14 protein-coding genes are annotated in these 17,577 nt (G+C 60.3%); 6 read left to right on the forward strand and 8 right to left on the reverse strand.

Features of this window, described 5'->3' with window-relative positions; genetic code table 11:
* The first annotated feature begins 31 nt into the window (after window positions 1-31).
* Together VSP_RS25315 and VSP_RS25320 are read left to right on the forward strand one after the other, a co-directional pair.
* A complete protein-coding gene (locus VSP_RS25315; protein WP_029190750.1) occupies window positions 32-1,735 on the forward strand; it encodes a glutamine--tRNA ligase/YqeY domain fusion protein in 1,704 nt (567 codons plus the stop codon).
* 63 nt (window positions 1,736-1,798) lie between these two features.
* On the forward strand, window positions 1,799-2,152 hold the full coding sequence (locus VSP_RS25320) for a translation initiation factor (RefSeq protein WP_009964211.1): 354 nt from the start codon (window positions 1,799-1,801) through the stop codon (window positions 2,150-2,152).
* A gap of 13 nt (window positions 2,153-2,165) precedes the next feature.
* On the opposite strand, the gene VSP_RS37380 is transcribed toward VSP_RS25320, so the two are convergent.
* The 8 genes from VSP_RS37380 to VSP_RS42575 form a co-directional block, all read right to left on the reverse strand.
* The gene (locus VSP_RS37380; protein ID WP_009964213.1) at window positions 2,166-3,413 is read right to left on the reverse strand and encodes an alpha/beta hydrolase; all 1,248 of its coding nucleotides are present in this window, start codon (window positions 3,411-3,413) and stop codon (window positions 2,166-2,168) included.
* A gap of 485 nt (window positions 3,414-3,898) precedes the next feature.
* Window positions 3,899-4,168, reverse strand: a complete 270-nt coding sequence (locus VSP_RS25330; protein ID WP_157211053.1) for a hypothetical protein — start codon at window positions 4,166-4,168, stop codon at window positions 3,899-3,901.
* Window positions 4,169-4,583: 415 nt separating this feature from the next.
* Window positions 4,584-4,946, reverse strand: a complete 363-nt coding sequence (locus tag VSP_RS25340) for a hypothetical protein (RefSeq protein ID WP_009964216.1) — start codon at window positions 4,944-4,946, stop codon at window positions 4,584-4,586.
* 181 nt (window positions 4,947-5,127) lie between these two features.
* Entirely contained in the window at window positions 5,128-5,661 is a 534-nt protein-coding gene (locus VSP_RS25345; RefSeq protein WP_029190751.1) for a hypothetical protein, read from the reverse strand.
* Window positions 5,662-5,850: 189 nt separating this feature from the next.
* A complete protein-coding gene (locus VSP_RS25350; protein ID WP_157211054.1) occupies window positions 5,851-6,630 on the reverse strand; it encodes a glycoside hydrolase family 71/99 protein in 780 nt (259 codons plus the stop codon).
* A 1,662-nt stretch (window positions 6,631-8,292) separates the two neighbouring features.
* A complete protein-coding gene (locus tag VSP_RS25360) occupies window positions 8,293-8,721 on the reverse strand; it encodes a hypothetical protein (RefSeq protein WP_009964220.1) in 429 nt (142 codons plus the stop codon).
* A 389-nt stretch (window positions 8,722-9,110) separates the two neighbouring features.
* Window positions 9,111-9,650 carry a hypothetical protein gene (locus tag VSP_RS25365; protein WP_009964221.1) on the reverse strand — a complete coding sequence of 180 codons (540 nt, stop codon included), beginning with the start codon at window positions 9,648-9,650 and terminating at the stop codon, window positions 9,111-9,113.
* 462 nt (window positions 9,651-10,112) lie between these two features.
* Complete coding sequence (locus VSP_RS42575) at window positions 10,113-10,580, reverse strand: hypothetical protein (RefSeq protein WP_157211055.1); 468 nt, start codon at window positions 10,578-10,580, stop codon at window positions 10,113-10,115.
* A gap of 114 nt (window positions 10,581-10,694) precedes the next feature.
* On the opposite strand from VSP_RS42575, the gene VSP_RS37385 reads away from it, so the two are divergent.
* The 4 genes from VSP_RS37385 to VSP_RS25390 all read left to right on the forward strand — a co-directional run bounded on the left by VSP_RS37385 (window position 10,695) and on the right by VSP_RS25390 (window position 17,565).
* Complete coding sequence (locus tag VSP_RS37385) at window positions 10,695-12,266, forward strand: formylglycine-generating enzyme family protein (RefSeq protein WP_009964224.1); 1,572 nt, start codon at window positions 10,695-10,697, stop codon at window positions 12,264-12,266.
* 33 nt (window positions 12,267-12,299) lie between these two features.
* On the forward strand, window positions 12,300-14,966 hold the full coding sequence (locus VSP_RS37390) for a glycosyltransferase family 4 protein (protein WP_044133662.1): 2,667 nt from the start codon (window positions 12,300-12,302) through the stop codon (window positions 14,964-14,966).
* 143 nt (window positions 14,967-15,109) lie between these two features.
* Window positions 15,110-16,027, forward strand: a complete 918-nt coding sequence (locus tag VSP_RS25385; RefSeq protein WP_009964228.1) for a sugar phosphate isomerase/epimerase family protein — start codon at window positions 15,110-15,112, stop codon at window positions 16,025-16,027.
* 89 nt (window positions 16,028-16,116) lie between these two features.
* Window positions 16,117-17,565: an MFS transporter gene (locus VSP_RS25390; RefSeq protein WP_009964229.1), complete on the forward strand. Its 1,449-nt coding sequence runs from the start codon at window positions 16,117-16,119 to the stop codon at window positions 17,563-17,565.
* Window positions 17,566-17,577 lie beyond the last annotated feature (12 nt).

The raw sequence follows: 17,577 nt of genomic DNA on the forward strand, positions 1-17,577 counted from the left end.
CCCTTGCAAAGGCACTCATCTTTCCCGTTCCATGAGCAATCCGACCGAATCCGCCACGCCCCGACTCGACTTCATCCGCGAGTTCATCGCCAACGATGTACGCTCCGGCAAGAATGGCGGCCAGGTGGTGACGCGTTTCCCCCCGGAACCCAACGGCTACCTGCACATCGGCCACGCCAAGTCCATCTGCCTGAACTTCGGCCTCGCGGAGGAAAACGCCCCCAACAGCCGCTGCCACCTCCGCTTTGACGACACCAACCCCACCAAGGAGGAGACCGAGTACGTGGACTCCATCATGGAGGACGTGAAGTGGCTCGGCTTCGACTGGGGCACCCATCTCTACTACGCCAGCGACTACTTCGGGAAGTTCTACGAGTTCGCCGAGCAGCTCATCACCAAGGGCCTCGCCTTTGTCTGCGACCTGAACGCCGCCCAGATGCGCGAGTACCGCGGCAATCTGACCGAGCCGGGGAAACCCAGCCCCTTCCGGGATCGCAGTGTGGAGGAAAACCTCGACCTCTTCCGCCGCATGCGCGCCGGGGAGTTTCCCGATGGCAGCCACACCCTCAGGGCCAAGATCGACATGGCCAGCTCCAACCTGAACCTGCGTGATCCGGTGATCTACCGGATCCTGCATGCGGAGCACCATCGCACCGGCAATGAGTGGTGCATCTACCCCATGTATGACTTCGCCCACCCGCTGAGCGATGCGCTGGAGGGCATCACCCACTCCCTCTGCACCCTGGAGTTTGAGGATCACCGCCCGCTCTACGACTGGCTCGTGGAGAACGTGGACGGCCTGCCCAGCCGCCCCGTACAGAGGGAATTCTCCCGCCTGAACCTGAACTGGACCGTCATGAGCAAGCGCAAGCTGCTCCGCCTGGTGAAGGAAGACCGCGTCTCCGGCTGGGATGATCCTCGCATGCCCACCCTCAGCGGCATCCGCCGCCGGGGCTACACCCCTGCCGCCATGCGGAATTTCAGCAAGGGCGTCGGGCTCACCAAGTTCAAGGCGCTCACCGACTACGGAGTGCTGGAGAACGCCGTGCGCGAGGATCTCAACAAGGTGGCCCTGCGCCGCATGGCCGTCCTGCGCCCGCTCAAGCTGGTTCTTACCAACTACCCCAAGGGCCAGGTCGAAGAGATCGAGGCCCCGAACAACCAGGAGGACCCGAACGCCGGCATGCGGAAGGTGAAGCTGGGCCGCGAGCTCTACATCGATCAGGAGGACTTCGCGGAAGTGCCGCCCAAGGACTGGCGTCGGTTCACCTTGGGTGCCGAGGTCCGCCTTACCAACGCCTTCTGCGTCATCTGCATGGGCGTCATCAAGGACGAGGCGGGCAATGTCATCGAACTCCGCGGCACCTATGACGAGACCACCCGCCACGGCAAAAACCCGGAAGGCCGCCCCAAGGTGAAAGCCGCCGTCCACTGGGTTTCCGCCGAGCATTCCGTCACCGCCCCGGTGCGTCTGTACGACCGCCTATTCACGGTGGACGATCCCGATGCCGCCGCTGGCGAAAACGGGGACTTTGTTGATTTCATCAACCCCAAGTCGCTCGAAGTCCTTGAAGACGCCCGCCTCGAAGCCACCCTCGGTGAAGCCAAAGCAGGCGAGCACTTCCAGTTCATCCGCGTGGGCTACTTCGTGGCAGACTCCAAGGACTCCCAGCCCGGTGCCCCGGTCTTCAACCGCACCGTAAGCCTCCGGGATGGTTTTGCGAAAGGGAAGTAAGACAGGTTTCCAACCTGTCCGTACCGCAGGATTCCATCCTGCTTCTTCACCCCCCCAACCACCATGTCCCCCACCCTCGAAGACTCCCCTTTCGGCGGCCTGAGTTCTTCAGGTCTGCCACCGGGGCCTTCGGCCAAGGGTGGCCCCGACTCACCTCAAAACCGGTGGAAGATGGGCAAGGTCACGCTACAGCGTGAGACCGCCCATCGCGGCGGAAAGACGGTCATCGTGATCAAAGACTTCGCCTCCCATCTCCCCGCCTCCGTCATCGAGCAGATCGGCAAACGCGTCCGGGCCGCCTGCGGATGCGGCGGTACGTTCAAGGACCGCCGCATCGAGATCCAGGGAGATCAGGTGGACCGCATCCGCAAGGTCCTCGAAGCGGAAGGCTTCGAGGTCGGCGGCATCAAGAAATAACGTCCGGGGTTGCTCACTCCCACTTCAACTCCAGGGCGAGCTTGTTGGCTCCCGCGCCTTCCTTCACATCCCAGACCAGAGCTTCCCCACCCTTGTTGGAGAGGGTCGTGGTGCTCACCGAGCCATCAGGCGCATCTTGGTCCGTGATCGCCGCTGCCACCGCTGAAGTATAGCTCACCGTCAGCTTGTTCTTTCCCAGCACCGCGCCATCACGGGCGGGCAGGTTGAATTTGCCATTCATCACCCGTGCCGTTACCTCCGGGGCATGGGGATTCTCGGGAGTGAAGGTGACGCTGCCCCAGGCCACCGGCGTGCCGTTCACACTGACGGTTCCCTCCACCGCGCCACGCTTCGTGCTGGCTGGGCTCAGGAAACCCTCGTTACGCAACCAGGCCGCCAGATGTTTACCCCAGGTGGACAGCACCGGATCTCCCTGGAAGAGCCCCACGCCATGAGGTCCGCGACGGTAGATGTGCATCTCTGCCGGCACCTTGTTCTTGCGCAGGGCCAGGTAAAACGCCACGGCATTCTCCGCTGGCACCACCGTGTCTTCGTCCGTCTGGAAGATAAAGGTGGGCGGCGTGTGCGGTGAGACATTGCGCTCACTCGAGACCTGGCGGGCAATCTCCTCGTTGTCCTTGTCCGGACCCAGCAGATTGTTCCTTGAACCCCGGTGCATGTAGCCCTCGGTCATGGAGATCACCGGGTAGCACACCACCAGGAAGTCCGGCCGGGAGCTGAGCTTGTCGATGGGATCGGGTGCATTCGGATCCCCATTGTCGAAGAGCGTGCCCACCGTGCTGGCCAGGTGACCGCCCGCGCTGAAGCCTATGACCCCGATGCGACCCTTGTCCACCCCCAGCTTGTCCGCATTGGACCGGAACCACCGTACCGCCCGCTTGGCATCATTGAGTTCGGTGGGATGGTGATAACCCGCCGAGCCAAGCCGGTAGTAGCAAACCACCGCGGTCACCCCCAGGCTGTTGTAAAACTTCGCGATCTGCCTGCCCTCGTGATCCGCCGCCAGCCCACCGTAGCCGCCCCCCGGCAACACCACCACCCCGGCCCCGCAAGATTTTTCCTTGGCCGCAGGGAAAATCTCCACCCGCGGCACATCCTTAGGCTCCGTCCCCTTGGCCTCCGGAGCCCCCTCCGGCCAGAGCGGCACGGATTCAGGGGCGGCGGCGTTGACCGCGCTGTTGAAGAACATTCCCAAGGCACAAACGATGGTTGGACCAGGCAGGTAGAATTTCAGGTTCATGGAAGCAGTAGTAGCAGGTGCGATTGCAGAGAGACGAGAAGATTGTGAAACAGAAACGCAGCTTGCTGAACAAAACTTCAACCGTCGGCAATTCCCCCGCGAGAACATCCTCCGCAGCCAGGCCAGTTGTATCCCACAATGAACCCTTGGGGCCCCAAGGAGCGGCGGTTTGTGCTTGCACAACCGCCGATGGGAAACGGATAGTCCGGCTAAATTACCTTGGTGAATCACGGAGTCGCGATGTTGCATCCTCGCTATGTAGGAGGGAGCGGTGCCACTTCAGAAGGGCCGAAGGTCCGGCTTCAAGCCAGCCTTGGGCAACGCCCAAGGAATAGATGACCAAACAACCTTTGAGGGCTGAAGGCCCGGCCTCATCAACCCTGCCCACGACGAGCATCCCTGAATGACCCCGGGCTTACAGCCCTCAACATCTTAATCTGACACCCACCTTGGGCGTTGCCCAAGGCTGGCATCACACCGGGCTTTCAGCCCTCAACTCGTTCGCCAAGGGCGATCATCGGCCTCAATCGCCCCGGCACAATCGTCGCTGCCAGAGCATTGCCCTGATAGTCGTCCTCGTAGGAAACACCATCTCGCTTCACATCACGATGCTGGTTCGAACCAGGAAAAAACACCGCGACCGAATCAGTCAAAAGGCACTTCACGAAGCATCCAGGCTGCTCGACGTAGTGCTTGATGGACTCGATACCAGCAACCGTCATTTCATGATTGATCGGCGTCCAATGAGCCGACATTCCTACGTCGAGACCTCAAAACGAAATACGAAAGGATCACCGATTGAATGACAGCAGCAGTTTTTACCGCTGTCATGGACGGTGCGAAGCCCAATAGCAGGCCTACGCCCGTTGTGACGAGATTCGCAGGCTGGTAAAAAAGAATGGCCAATATGACGAGCGGACTCGTGTAGCTGATATACCAGGGATGGTAGTCTTCCCTCATCATCGTGAACGGGAGAAACAAGCACGGCAAAGGAATCCAGACGGCAATCAGCCAAAACAAGCGACGCAATGGAGAGGTTCTCATGACTTGACCTCCTGCGAGGGAGACAGAGTTGTCGTTTATCCTATGTCTAACCCGTGACAATGACGAATGCAAGACTTTGCCACTGGGACCAACTCCTTCCTGAGAGTCATTTCTGAACTCGATGATCTACTCTCTGCTCGGCTTTCGGGAGACAGTACTCGCCACGTCCACGAAGTCAGCCTTGTTGATGTCTGCATACTCCTCCGGAGAGATCAATCCTGTACTGCCGTCTGAGTACGCCGCAGCATGAGTCGGAGGCCCCGGCCACCGCCAGATTCCCACCCTATGTTCGGGGACATTGCTGTAGGGAGTATCACAGACCGCAACGATCCTCCGCGCTGTCTCAGAAAAACTGATTTTCCCGGATGCAACGTAGAACTTGGCTTCGCGATTCCAGGAGGAGTCAACCAAATCCACGAGCTGATCCAATTCGGTTTCGGAAAGTTCCGTAAAACTGAAGATCCCGTCGTGCCTCTCGGCGATCGCCATCGCGGCAAAATTTTCAGACTGTGCACCTTGTGCAACGCAGATGAGTTCCCACCACAATTTGAGGTGCGCATCATCGGCGTGAAGCTCAACCCGACAAGAATCGCCGACAAGGTCACTGTAGCGTTCACGACAAATCGCCAAAGAGCTTTGAACCCATTCACGATGCTCATACCAGTACCATTTAAACTCCGATGGTTGGTTTCTGCTTGTCTGACTTCATTGCGTAGGCGCCGGTCCATACAAGCATCGACGCTAACGGCGCTACAATAGTGCTGAGAATACCCGACAGAAAAGTCATGACCAGTGCAGTCTGAAGTGTCTCCGCGTACGAGCGAAATCCTTTACCAATGCCCATTCCCGAAAAGTCGTGGTAAAAGTACCAATTGCCCAAGTCGGAATGCACTCCACGAACCTCTCGAAAAGCAGCAGCCAGAGTCTCCGCCAATGGCCAGCCTACAGCAAAAAACAGGAATGAGCCCAAAACCATAGTCCCGGTAGCGGAAACGTATCCCGAAATCGGCGCAGGAAAATGGAGACGGCGAACCACGAACGAGATGGCAGCAGAGGCGACCAGCCAATTAATCGCAAAAATCCCGAGCATCCAAGGCCTGAGGTCGAACGATGCAAGAGAAAAGCGGAAGTACCACAAAAGCCAGCCTACAGATAAACCGAAAAGCAGCAGTGCGGGCAGATGCCTGATTATTCTCGCTATCATGCCTTGTGGGAGTTCCGAGTTGCGATCAAGAACCCTGCCCACACTTAATGAAAGAAATGTGAAACTCTGGTGAAACCGAAGTGAATTGGCGGTGAAGTCATCTTATTTCGAAAGCCAAAGCTCAGCGCTGGTGCCCTTCGCAGCCCGTGCGCGATGTATAGTCAGGCGCATCGTGAGACACCGTTTCATTCACTTCCCCCTAACCGTATTCCAGCCCGTCAGCCTTTCGTGAAGCGCGTCGATCCTTTCGGTGTTCGGCCCTTGGGGGGTGAATGTTGGGCAAAGCCAACCACCTTCGGAGTGTTCATTCCACGTGTACACCAGGATGGTATTGGCGGGAACTTTGCCCGGATTGGCACGGGTCCAGACAAAGACAGACTCCATACTGGCAACCAATTGCTTGGGTGTCGCTGACCAGCCGACAAAGTCCTTCTCAATGTTTTCGCGAGGATACCAAGCGACGTGAGTGTCCCGAAAAAGGGTGGGATCCCAACCGGTGCCCACATTGGGGATGATTTCTTTGAGCTTGGAGTAGTCGCTCCAGCTCTTCTCCATACCGCCTGCATACATGCTGACCGCGTCAGCGCCGACCGTTTCGCAGGCCTGCGCCGCCTCCGCGGCAGTCCAGCCCATCATGGCAACGTAGGGACTCTTGCCGCAGGATTTCATCGAGAGATCTCGCAGTACTGCAAGATCCTTGCGGGCGATGGGCGTGAAGAGATAAACCAGGGGACGGCCGTCTAACACCTTCTGGTACTCCGGCTTGGCAAACCCCGCGGCAAGCCAGGGCGCATCTCGATTCATGTCAAAAGGATTGGTCCCCAGAACCACGCACCACTTGAGGCCCTGCCGCTTGGCCGAAGTCAGATAGAAGTTCCGTGCCAGCTCCATTCCGCTGCCTGGCGGGTACCAGTCAAACGCCCAGTAGTCGATACCGGCGTGAATGGCATAACCAATCTCCGTGTCCATGATCTCCTGGGAGAGAGGTTTGAACTTGATCAACTCCGGCCCAGCCGAGCCCACAAAAAAGGGCGCGCGATGCCGATACTTCGACGAACTGAGAACTCGCTCGCAGTCCCTCCCGACCTCGCAGTTGTTTCCCCATCCATCCCATCGGATGGCACCGATCAACGGACGTGTTGATGACGCAGGCGGAGTCGCCTCCCCGAGGCTTTCCTTCCCGCCAGCCTCCCTTCCCAGCTTTTCGGGAGATTCGGAAGCCAGAGCCCCAAGGGACGCGGCAATACCTAGGAAAAACGCTGAGCTGAGTTGGATAAAGTGCCTGGATGTCACTGGGACAGGTGGTTTGATTGAGTCGAAGGTTGGCAGGCGAACCGCCTCTGACAAGTACTTACACGAATGAGCTGTCTACGCTACGCCCCCCTGCCTTGCGATCTTTAACTTTGCAGCGACTGCATTCAGCGCTGGCGCTGACCGGCCGAACATCGTCGTCTTCATCACCTTGATGAAAGCTGACCGGAACGCAGAGCCCATGGCTGAAACAAAGCGGTGACGCCAGATTGGAATAGGCTTGCGCGTGAAGGCACTCTCTTTACCCACGCGTACGACTCTGCACCGAGCTGCGCGCCGTCGAAGCGAACGCCTCCTCGCCCTGCCGTTACCAAGCTAGATCATCCTGAACTAGTCCCTGCGTCGCAAGGGACTCAAGTTCTCCAATTCGATCTCGGAAGCCGAAGCCGACTTGACCCGAGCTGCGCTGATCCAGTTCACTCCGTACTCCTTCCAGAAGAACACGGCCCAAACGTGTGTCATGGTAATGGTGAGCCGTCCCTTCTACACCGACCAGTGCCCCTTCCCCGAGCTGACGATTCCATACCCTCCGCTGCCAGAAGTTTGATCGGGGAAATCCTCGGCCGCAAAAGTGCCGTCTCTATTGAGGTCGAAATTGATACTCCGACCATTGGTTCGCCACCTCCATTTACCAGCGCAATGGTCCATTCGGGCTACGAAAGGCGGGGGTGCAGGCGGTTGGGATGGTGCCGGGGGGCGGCGCACCGCTTGAGTCTGCCCAGAGTCAGGCTGCGCCGATTAGTGCCACGAAAATGGTCCACGTTGTGAGTCCTATGTTCGTTCGCTGAGTTCGTCGTCATGATCACCGCTCAATCGCGAAACGATAGAGCTCAGTTAGCTACGGAGCGAGCAGAATGTAACAAAATCGAAAAAAACCGCACCTTCATCGCGACACTTGCTGACCGAACACTAGGAACAGAATAATCAAGACTGTTTGCTGTTATGGTGGGCACAAGCCGAATGGAGCATCGCGTCCAGATCTCCGGCCCATCCACAGCAAACTCGACACCCTTGTTACTGCAATGACGGCCTCGGCAGCGCTGCCGAAATCTCACGCCGACCAAGTCTGTGCACGCAGGCACATAGACTGGCGGACCTCCAAAATCGGCCCGACGCGACGTCATCGACTATCCCAACGCCACCGTCTTCGCTGCGCGAAACAATAAGGCTCTTACGCGCTGGCGCCCAAGTGAACCGCGGCCGCTGAATGCGAACACATGCACCATACCCCCCCCACAAACCGGGCTTGTTCGACCATGGGCGCAGTTGCTGGCTCGCAAGGTCGCAGCACTGCACCCGTTATTGTTAAGCGACGCTCGATCAATCCCAGAGGACATGGCAGGCAAGATACTCATGGATGACAATGCGAATGGAAATGCCGGAAGTCACCGAAGCGTGGAAGCGATACAGGCCGGGCTGAACTACTAGCCAAGGATACTCGGGCGGAGTGTCGATGCCGACCATGCGCTGCATGGCACGACTGCCAACCTCGGGCCAAGTTGAAAGGCCCCCAGTACGTGATGACTCAAAGGCGTCTCGGTCCGACTCGGACATAAGTCCGAACGGAGTAATCTGAATGGCGTCGGGTGGATCGGGGTGGGGCTCGTGCAACTCGTAGAGCGCATGTCCTTGCGCCAGCTTCGTGATGACGGCGGAGACTCGCTCATACTCGGGACTGAAAACAATCCCATCGGCGGACTCGGAGCGACTCTGCTCTATGCGTGCGCGAAGGGCGGGAGTGTCCGACAAAATCCGTTGAATCTTTAGGCGAGCAATCTTGGTGGGGTCGGTTGAGCCAGCGAGGACGCACGAAATTAGACAGGCTAGGTACTGCTCGTGTGGCGAAAACCGTGTATTGCAATTCGAGCAGGCAGGAACGACTGGCAGGTTGGCGGGGTAAGGCTCGTCAAGGAGAACGCGAGATGGGCAGTGATCTCGCGTGCCCGTGGCTCCGCCGCAGAAAGCGCAAAACGCCAACTGGCGATCGTCGCCGTATGGAGGTGTCTGGTGCATAGAAAACGTGTAAGTCGCTCAACAACTAAACTGTGGCGACACCGAGCGCAAGACTCCGAGACACGACGGAGATCTACGAGCCTTTGCAGCCAGCGCCTTGTTCGCACACGCTGATTCATAGTTCCTTACTTGCTCGATTCAGGGTCGACGGGCATCTCGAAGGTTACAATACCTGTCGCAGGATCAAAGTCTGTAAATGGTTGCAAAAACACGAAGCCAGGAGTCACTTCGGCGACTGCTCGCGCGCTTGCAGAACTCACCAATGTGGAGAGTTCCTGGGGCAGAGTGAGGTGGGCCAGCAAGATGTCCTGTGGCAGTCGCCCCTTGCTCCGCTCCTTCAACACTCGATCATACATCGTCCTGCCAGTGAACACCAAGCATCGAACCGGGGTTTCAATGCCTGAAAGCATCAAGACATCGGCTCTGATTTTGTTGAACTTTCCCGCACCAGGATTGCCCCCGTGGGTCAAATACTCCGCACATGAAAGACAATACACGGCCACAATCTTGCCATTCTCACGTACCACAGCATCGGCCTCAAAAAAACCTCCCCATTTTAGCCGCACCGACTCCTTGAGGATTTCAGCGCCTGGATGTCTTTCCGATACGAATCCACCCCGAAACCAAGGCTCTATCTTCTGTTCATAATCGGATGTGTTGGCCATTTAGAATTTGTAGCTGGGCGAACAAGCGACTACACCAATAGATGAGCTTAGATGGCGGGTGCCGGCCCTGCCATGGGCGGACACAAATTCTGTGTCCTCACAAGGGATTAACCTGTTGATTTTACAATGCAATGGAACTACTTGCGTCGCAGTTTCTCTGTTGAGGTCGACCGGCATTCATTGGGATCATATCCAAAAATGGATACTGCGCCAATGAATTGCTCACGCTTCGTCTTGCTATCTTGACCGAACTGGCTCTTGAGGTCCGCCCAACCTGGGAATTCCGCCCGGGGAACATGCGACCACCTAAAGCTGCCCCACATCTTCCACCACACTTTTCCAAACCATCTACTGCTGGCGGGCTACGATCTCCTGACAACAGCGCCTCCTGGGGTATCGTGGCGTCAAAACGACGATGATTTATCTGCAATGGTTCCGGCTGTAACACTGCAAGCCCGGCACCTACCTCCCCCGCCCCACCGGCACAAACCGCAACTTGGTCGCCAAGACCTCGTCATGCTCGGACTCCGCCCACGGCCCTTTTGACGCTTCGCGGACATAACCGAACACCTGCCAGAAGGACGGACCTTCATCCGCTGCCGCCTGTGCCCCCAGACGAGTCGCCCCTGCCGCGATGCGATACGGTGCGGCGTACATGAACTTCACATCCAGCACAAAGTCCCGGTCCACGCGAAAGACCTCCGTGCCCGTCAGGACAGAGTCGCTCTCCGGCCCCCGCGGTGGCGAGAGATGCTTCAATCCCGGGAACGACTTCTTGAGATGCGCGCGCAGGGCGGGATCGGGCAGCGCAGCCAATCGGCTCCGGTAGGCGGCCTCCCGTTGTTTGACATCGCCAGACGTTGCCGACCCTGCACAACTGGCAAGCAACACCGGCAACAGCCACACCATCCAATGCCATGCAGACCTCATAGGAAGGCATCTCAACAGATAGCCACCTGCTTGGCAAGAAGTTGCCAGATGAAGTTTTTCTGCGGCCCTATTTTATCACTTTTCAGTTTGGCGACTTCGACTAGCATCCCGCGCATGCGACTCCGCCTCTTGACTGCGAGCCTCCTGCTGCTTGGCACCGCATTGCGTGCCGCCGACCCCGCCCCTGCCCTGAGCCTTGAGCTTGGCAAGGGTGTGACGCTCCCCGTGGTGCTCATTCCCAAGGGCACCTTCATGCAAGGCTCCCCCACAGACGAGGCCGACCGGGGGAACGATGAAATGCAGCGCTTCGTGAATCTCACGAGCGACTTCTATCTAGCGAAGACTGCCGTGACCGTGGAGCAGTTTGAGCGGTTCGTGCAGGAGACCGGCTACCGCACCGAGGCCGAGAGCGGCCCCAGCGGCGGCTTCGGCTGGGCGGGAGACACCCTCGTTCAGAAGAAAGAATTCACCTGGAGGAATCCCGGCTTCACCCAAGCTCCAGACCATCCTGTCACGATCATCACCTATCCCGATGCGGAAGCGTTCTGCCAGTGGCTCTCTAAAAGGGTGAAACGCAAGGTCACGCTGCCGACCGAGGCGCAATGGGAATACGCCTGCCGCGCTGGCACCACCACCGCCTGGCACAACCTCGGTGACGAAGCCGCAAGCAACAGCATCGCCTGGCACAAGAAGAACGCTGGCAACCAGACTCATCCCGCCGCCAGCAGCTCCGTGAACCCCTGGGGCCTGCACATCGGCGGCAACGTGGCCGAGTGGTGCCTGGATTGGTACGGTCCTTATGAGTCCGGCCCGCTCACCGATCCGGTGCAGACGAATCAAAATCTCTCGGATAAACCCCGCCGCGTCCTGCGCGGTGGCTCCTGGTCCCGCGATCCCAAGAACACCCGGAGCGCCGCCCGCTACCGTGCGGATGCCCGCAGCCGCAATGCTGACATCGGATTCCGCGTGCTCTGTTCCGTGGCAGAGGTCACCCCCCCTCCCGCCCCCAAATCAGCTCCGTCCCCCGCTGCCACAGGCGGCCTCCTGCCCCGCATGGATGGCGGTTCAGAAACCTCCGTGGGTCGGCCTTCAGCGCCGGTGACCTCGTCTCATCCCGCCCCGCCAACGACTTCCCACGATGCCCAAGCCCATGGCACGACACCCACCGAAACCAAGGGCGGACCTTTCGACCTCCTGGTGGGGTTCATGTGCCTCCTTTGCCCGCTCGTCGTGATCAGCCTTGTGATCTGGCTGGTAGTGCGTGCGGTCAAAAGCAAGAACCAGGGCGCGCCGCCACCCGTTCCCGGATCACGTGGGGGCAGGACCGCCGGAGCCGCCCTGGCAGATGCCCTCCAGCAGCCCTCCGGTTCAGGCCGTGGCCCGCGCATCCGCCTCGTCGAGGACGGTTTCTGGATCCTCGTCGATCTCGCTCGCGGCAGCACCGTCCGCTATGTGTACCGACCCCACGGCGGCATGGATGTGAGCGGCCAGGTCCAGTATCAACCCGGGCCGGATGGGCAATATGTGTACACGGGAGCGAAACCCGAGAGCGTGCGTGTGACGGAAGCAGGGGGCCAGCCGATGGACGACGCCTTCGTGTACGACTCTGACAATCGCGACACCCGGCGCGACAATGCATTTGACCGGGACGACAATCGTCCCCCCACCTATCCCTCCGCCTACTAATCCCGTCCTTCAGGTCGTCGCTTCGCCCCTCTCGTGGAAGCCTTCGTCTTCGACGCGGATCCCCGTCTTCCGCACCTTGCCGCCCGCAGTGCCCGCAGCCTGCGGGCGGCCGGGTTTGAGAAAATCACCCTCCGTCGTGCGGGGAGCCCCCCACCAGGTCTCACTGGATCGGGGCCAGTGTTCCTGCTCCGCGCCGGGGCGTGGTTGCGCCACCCCGCCCACTTTCAAGCTCCGCCGTTTCATCCCGCCAGCCACCCCGTGATGGCGGTGGGACACATCGCAGGCACTGGCCCGGCGGAACCCTGGTCGCGGTTCTTTGAAACGCACGGCGGGGACTTCTCCACCGCGGAGGAGCTTCCTCCTTGTGTATGCGAGTGGTTCGATGCAGCAGCCGTTGCCATCGGACTGGCCGAGGCCCGGCTCACCGCGAGCCCGCTGCCAGTGGCTGCAGCGCTCAAGTCGCCGCGCATCTTCCACTGGTCTCCCCTGGATGCCGGGTTTGCCCCGGGACTCCGCTGTCTCCAGATCGTCACCAGCCTCCAGCACGGCGGCGCAGAGCGCATCGCCTGGGATCTCGCCCAGGAGCTTCCGCGGACGGGCATTGCCACGCGACTCATCGCCTTGGGCAAACCCTTGCGCCGTACCCTGCCAGACCTCCCCGGCACTCTCGACCTGAGCCAATATGATCGGGCCACCCGTGCGGAGCGCCTCCGTATCGCGGCGCATCACTTCGGAGCCGATGTCCTGCATGGTCACCTCATTGACCAGGAGGACATGCAACTCTTCAGCGCCTCTGGCATCCCTCTGGCCACGACCATTCACAACACCCGGGCCGCCTGGCCTATGGGTCTGGAATCCCTCCGTGCCGAGGACGCCGGTCTGCTCATCGCCTGCGCCCAGACGGTGGAGCGTGAACTGGCAGAGCTGAAGCTGCCGGTGCCCCTGCGCACGGTTTGGAACGGCATCTCCATGACGGAGTATGCGGGCAATCAAACGCCCGCCCCTGCCAGGGATGAGTTTATGCTCGCCTGTGTGGCCAACCCCCGCCCGCAAAAGCGCCTTCACCTCCTCCCTGCGATTCTCGCCGCCACCCAACAGGCCTTCAATCGCTACGGAGTGAAGCGCCAGGTCCGCCTCATCCTGGCGGGCGAGGCCTCTCCACGCAGCCCCAGTGCGCTGGAGTGTTATGAGCGGATCCGTCAGGAAGCCGCCAGACACGGCGTGACCTCAGCCATCACCTGGACACACGGGGCCCTCGACACCAAGAGCGTGCTGACCCAGGCCGATGCCGCCATATCTTGTAGCGCCTATGAAGGCCTGAGCCTCGCTCATATGGAAGCCTTGGCCATGGGGCTGCCGCTGATCTCCACCGATGCAGGCGGCACCCGGGAGCTCGCTCCCGGCAATCCAGCCCTGACGCTCCTGCCCCTTGATGCCGCCCCCACTGATTTCGCCGAAGCCATCCTCGCCCTCATCCAATCGCCCCCAGCGTCCGGCGTCGAAGCTGTAGCACGAGACTTTTCCACCCACCACATGTCCCGACGGGTGGGCTGGCTGCTCCAGAGTCTGGCCACCCAGTCCGCCTCGCCCACAGGCAAAGGCATCCTCTTTGTCACCAACAACCTCTCGACCGGCGGAGCCCAGTCCTCCCTGCGTCGCCTGGCTCTGTCGCTACAGGCACAGGGCGTACCCGTCACGATCGCCCTGCTCCAGGAGTATCCAGAGCATCCCACTCCGGGGCGAGCGGCTCTGGAACAGGCCGGCATTCCCTTCATCGTGCCGCCTCCAGCGGGCACCATCGATCCCGCCATCGCGGTGCGGCAGATCCTGGACAACGTGGCGGCCGCCCCTCCCGCCACCCTCGTGTTCTGGAATGCCATTCCGGTTCACAAGATCCTCTTTGCCGACGTTGTCTGGTCCGCCCGCATCTTTGATGTGAGCCCGGGTGAGATGTATTTCGCCTCCCTGGATCGCTATTTCCTCAACACCCGCCCCGGCCTGCCCGTTCGTTCCGCCAGGGACTATGGTCAGCGGCTCAGCGGGGTGATTGTTAAATACCAGGACGAGGCGGAAAAGGCCCAGCAGGTTCTAGGAGCGCCCACTCACGTGGTGCCGAATGGAGTCCTCCTGCCCGAGCCCCTGCCACCCCGCCCCGTAGCGCCAACACCCTTCGTATTCGGCACGGCTGCGCGTCTCAGCCCGCAGAAGCGGCTCGGCGACTTGCTGGAAGCCTTCCGCATCGCCTTGCTCGAGTTGCCCCCATGTGAACTCCACATCGGGGGTGGCCCTGAGCACGATGGCGCGGAGCATGTGGCAGAACTGCACCGGCTCTCCGAAGGCCTGCCCGTCGTCTGGTGCGGAGAGCTGACCGACCTTCGGCCGTTCCACGCCGGTCTGGATGCCTTTGTCATGATTTCAGAACCAGCCGGATGCCCCAATGCCTCTCTGGAGGCCCTGGCCGCCGGGTTGCCCGTGGTGGCGACGGATTTCGGTGGTGCCCGGGAGCAGGTGATCCACGAGCAGACGGGCTTGCTGGTCCAGCCGCGAGACGCCGCTGCGCTGGCGGCGGCCTTGGTCCAGATAGCCACCGAGCCAGATCTCCGCCTCCGTTGCTCGGCAGGGGCTCGCGCTCACATTGCGGCCAGCTTCACCCTGGAGCGGATGTTGTCCGCCTATCGCCGGGTGCTGCTGGGGGACTGATGCAGAGAATCCACGGAACGCCCGCCTTTCCTGTTGGCTGATTTCGGGCAAATCTGCTTAAAAAAAGTCAGTTTCCGCCCCCGAGTCCGTTTTCTGCCATCTCCCTTCCCCGAACCGTTCCCCGGCTCCTCCCTCTCATCACCATGCAACGTCGCGATTTCCTCTCCACCACCCTGGCCACGCTCGGTGCCAGCGCCCTCCCCGCTCTTGCCACCGGCCCCGTCAACCGGCCTGGAAAATCCCGCATGATGCTCGGCCTGGCCGCCTATTCCTTCCGTGAATACTTCAAGTGGATGCGGGGCAAGGAGCAGAAGCCCAAGGACGGCAAGCCGCAGTGGGAGGTCTCCGATTTCATTGACTACTGCGCCGATCAGAACGTCCCCGGCGCAGAACTGACCAGCTACTTCTTCCCCCCTGATGCCACGGCGGCCACCATGCTGGAGGTCAAGCGTCGTGCCTACCTCCGGGGCGTGAGCATCACCGGCACCGCTGTGGGCAACAACTTCGCCCTGGCCAAGGGCAAGGAACTGGATGACCAGATCGCCGACGTGAAGAAGTGGATCGACTTCGCCGCGATCCTCAACGCCCCGCACATCCGCGTCTTCGCTGGCAATCCGAAGAAGGACATGAACTTCGACGAGGCGCTGGCGAATTGCATCGCCGCCTACCAGGAGTGCCTCGACTACGCCGGCACCAAAGGTGTCTTCCTCGGCATCGAAAACCACCATGGCCTCGTGGCGGATCCGGCCAACCTCATTAAGATTATCGAGTCGGTGAAGAGCCCGTGGGCGGGGATCAACTTCGACAGCGGCAACTTCAACACCGAGGACCCGTATGGCGACCTTGAAAAGATCGCCCCTTACGCCATCAATGTGCAGCTCAAGATGCGGGTGAAGCCCAAGGGCAATCCCGAGGGCACACCGAGCGACATCCCCCGGGTGCTGAAGATGTTGCGCGATGCCAACTACCAAGGATGGTTCACCCTCGAGTTCGAAGAAAAGGAGGATCCCTTTGTGGCCGTGCCCAAGATTCTCAATGACCTCCGCCCCCGCCTGGGCTGAGTGACTGGTAGTATGTCCATTTTGCTGCCTGGGTACGGTTAAACGAGACCCCGGCAGCCCCCTCCCCACCACAGATCAACCACCCCTCCATGTCCACAGCTCCCAAGCTCACCACCACCCAATGGCTCATCTGCTTCATCGCAGCCTTGGGCTTTGCCTTCGATATCTACGAACTGCTGATGCTGCCCCTCATCGTGGGCCCGGCATTGCAGGAGCTGATCGGGGCCGCTCCCGGCACCCCTTTGTTCAACGCCTGGGTGGGCAAGCTGTTCTACATTCCGGCCATTGCCGGCGGTATCTTCGGGCTGCTGGGAGGTTATCTGACGGACCGGCTCGGTCGGCGGCGGGTGCTCACATGGAGCATTCTTCTCTATGCGTTCTCGGCCTTTGCCGCGGGCTATTCCACCAGTGTGGAGATGCTGCTCGTGTTCCGCTGTCTGGTCTTCGTTGGTGTTTGCGTGGAGTTCGTCGCCGCGGTTGCGTGGCTGGCTGAACTCTTCCCGGATCCGAAGCAGCGTGAAAAAGTGCTCGGCTACACCCAGGCCTTCTCCTCCATCGGCGGCCTTCTCGTGGCCGTCGCCAACGGGCTCTGCATCAAGTACTCCGCCAGCTTTCCGGCCATTCATTTCCCAGATTTTCTCAGCAGCATTTCGGGTGGCAATGTCGTGGCAGACGAACACGCTGCCTGGCGCTACACCTTGATGTCAGGCCTGATTCCTGCCATTCCCCTGATCATCATCCGCCCCTTCCTGCCCGAATCCCCTGCCTGGGCGAAGAAGAAGGCTGAAGGCACGCTGAAGCGCCCGAGCATCGGCGAACTGTTCACCCCGGAACTCCGTCGCACCACCTTGGTCACCACCGCCATGTTCGCCATGGCTTATGGTGCCGCATTCGGTGCTATCCAACACATTCCCCGCATCATCCCCGGTCTTGCGGAAGTGAAGGCGGCCTCGAAAACAGCCTCCGAGGCAGCAGCCAAAGCCAATGAAGGCAAGCCGGCCGACGTGATCAAGAAAGCTTCGATTGGTGCCGGAAAGAAAGCAGAGCAGGCCATTGCTGCCAACACCACCAAGGTTCAAGAGGTGGGTGGCCTTGTCGGCCGCTTCCTGCTCGCAGCCCTCGCCGTGGTCATCGTCAGTCGCCAGAAGCTGCTGCGATTGTTCATCGCCCCTGGTTTGCTGGTCATGCCCATCGTCTTCGCCTACTGCGCGGTGACGGGTTTGATACCGTTGCAGATCGGCATCTTCTTCGCCGGCCTGCTTACCGTCGGCCAGTTCAGCTTTTGGGGGAACTACCTGCCCCGCGTGTATCCGGTCCACCTTCGTGGCACGGGAGAGAGCTTCGCGGCCAACATCGGCGGTCGGTTGATCGGGACCTCCTTTGCCTGGGTCACCACCGCACTGGCCACCACCTCAGATGTGGCGATGGCTCCCACTAAGCTCGCCTACACGGCTGCTGCCGTGGGTCTTGGTGTCTATGTGGTAGGCTTTGCCCTCTCCTTCTTCCTTCCGGAACCAAAGGAGGAGCTGCCCGAGTAGCCTCACTTGTTT

This window comes from Verrucomicrobium spinosum DSM 4136 = JCM 18804 (assembly GCF_000172155.1).
GTDB lineage: Bacteria > Verrucomicrobiota > Verrucomicrobiia > Verrucomicrobiales > Verrucomicrobiaceae > Verrucomicrobium > Verrucomicrobium spinosum.

Coding starts and splice junctions, on each gene's coding strand:
- VSP_RS25350 (WP_157211054.1), bottom strand. CDS start 6,630: ATGGACACGGAGATTGGTTATGCCATTCACGCCGGTATCGACTACTGG.
- VSP_RS25390 (WP_009964229.1), top strand. CDS start 16,117: ATGTCCACAGCTCCCAAGCTCACCACCACCCAATGGCTCATCTGCTTC.
- VSP_RS42575 (WP_157211055.1), bottom strand. CDS start 10,580: ATGAGGTCTGCATGGCATTGGATGGTGTGGCTGTTGCCGGTGTTGCTT.
- VSP_RS25365 (WP_009964221.1), bottom strand. CDS start 9,650: ATGGCCAACACATCCGATTATGAACAGAAGATAGAGCCTTGGTTTCGG.
- VSP_RS25315 (WP_029190750.1), top strand. CDS start 32: ATGAGCAATCCGACCGAATCCGCCACGCCCCGACTCGACTTCATCCGC.
- VSP_RS25320 (WP_009964211.1), top strand. CDS start 1,799: ATGTCCCCCACCCTCGAAGACTCCCCTTTCGGCGGCCTGAGTTCTTCA.
- VSP_RS25330 (WP_157211053.1), bottom strand. CDS start 4,168: ATGTCGGCTCATTGGACGCCGATCAATCATGAAATGACGGTTGCTGGT.
- VSP_RS25385 (WP_009964228.1), top strand. CDS start 15,110: ATGCAACGTCGCGATTTCCTCTCCACCACCCTGGCCACGCTCGGTGCC.
- VSP_RS25345 (WP_029190751.1), bottom strand. CDS start 5,661: ATGATAGCGAGAATAATCAGGCATCTGCCCGCACTGCTGCTTTTCGGT.
- VSP_RS25340 (WP_009964216.1), bottom strand. CDS start 4,946: ATGGCGATCGCCGAGAGGCACGACGGGATCTTCAGTTTTACGGAACTT.
- VSP_RS37385 (WP_009964224.1), top strand. CDS start 10,695: ATGCGACTCCGCCTCTTGACTGCGAGCCTCCTGCTGCTTGGCACCGCA.
- VSP_RS37380 (WP_009964213.1), bottom strand. CDS start 3,413: ATGAACCTGAAATTCTACCTGCCTGGTCCAACCATCGTTTGTGCCTTG.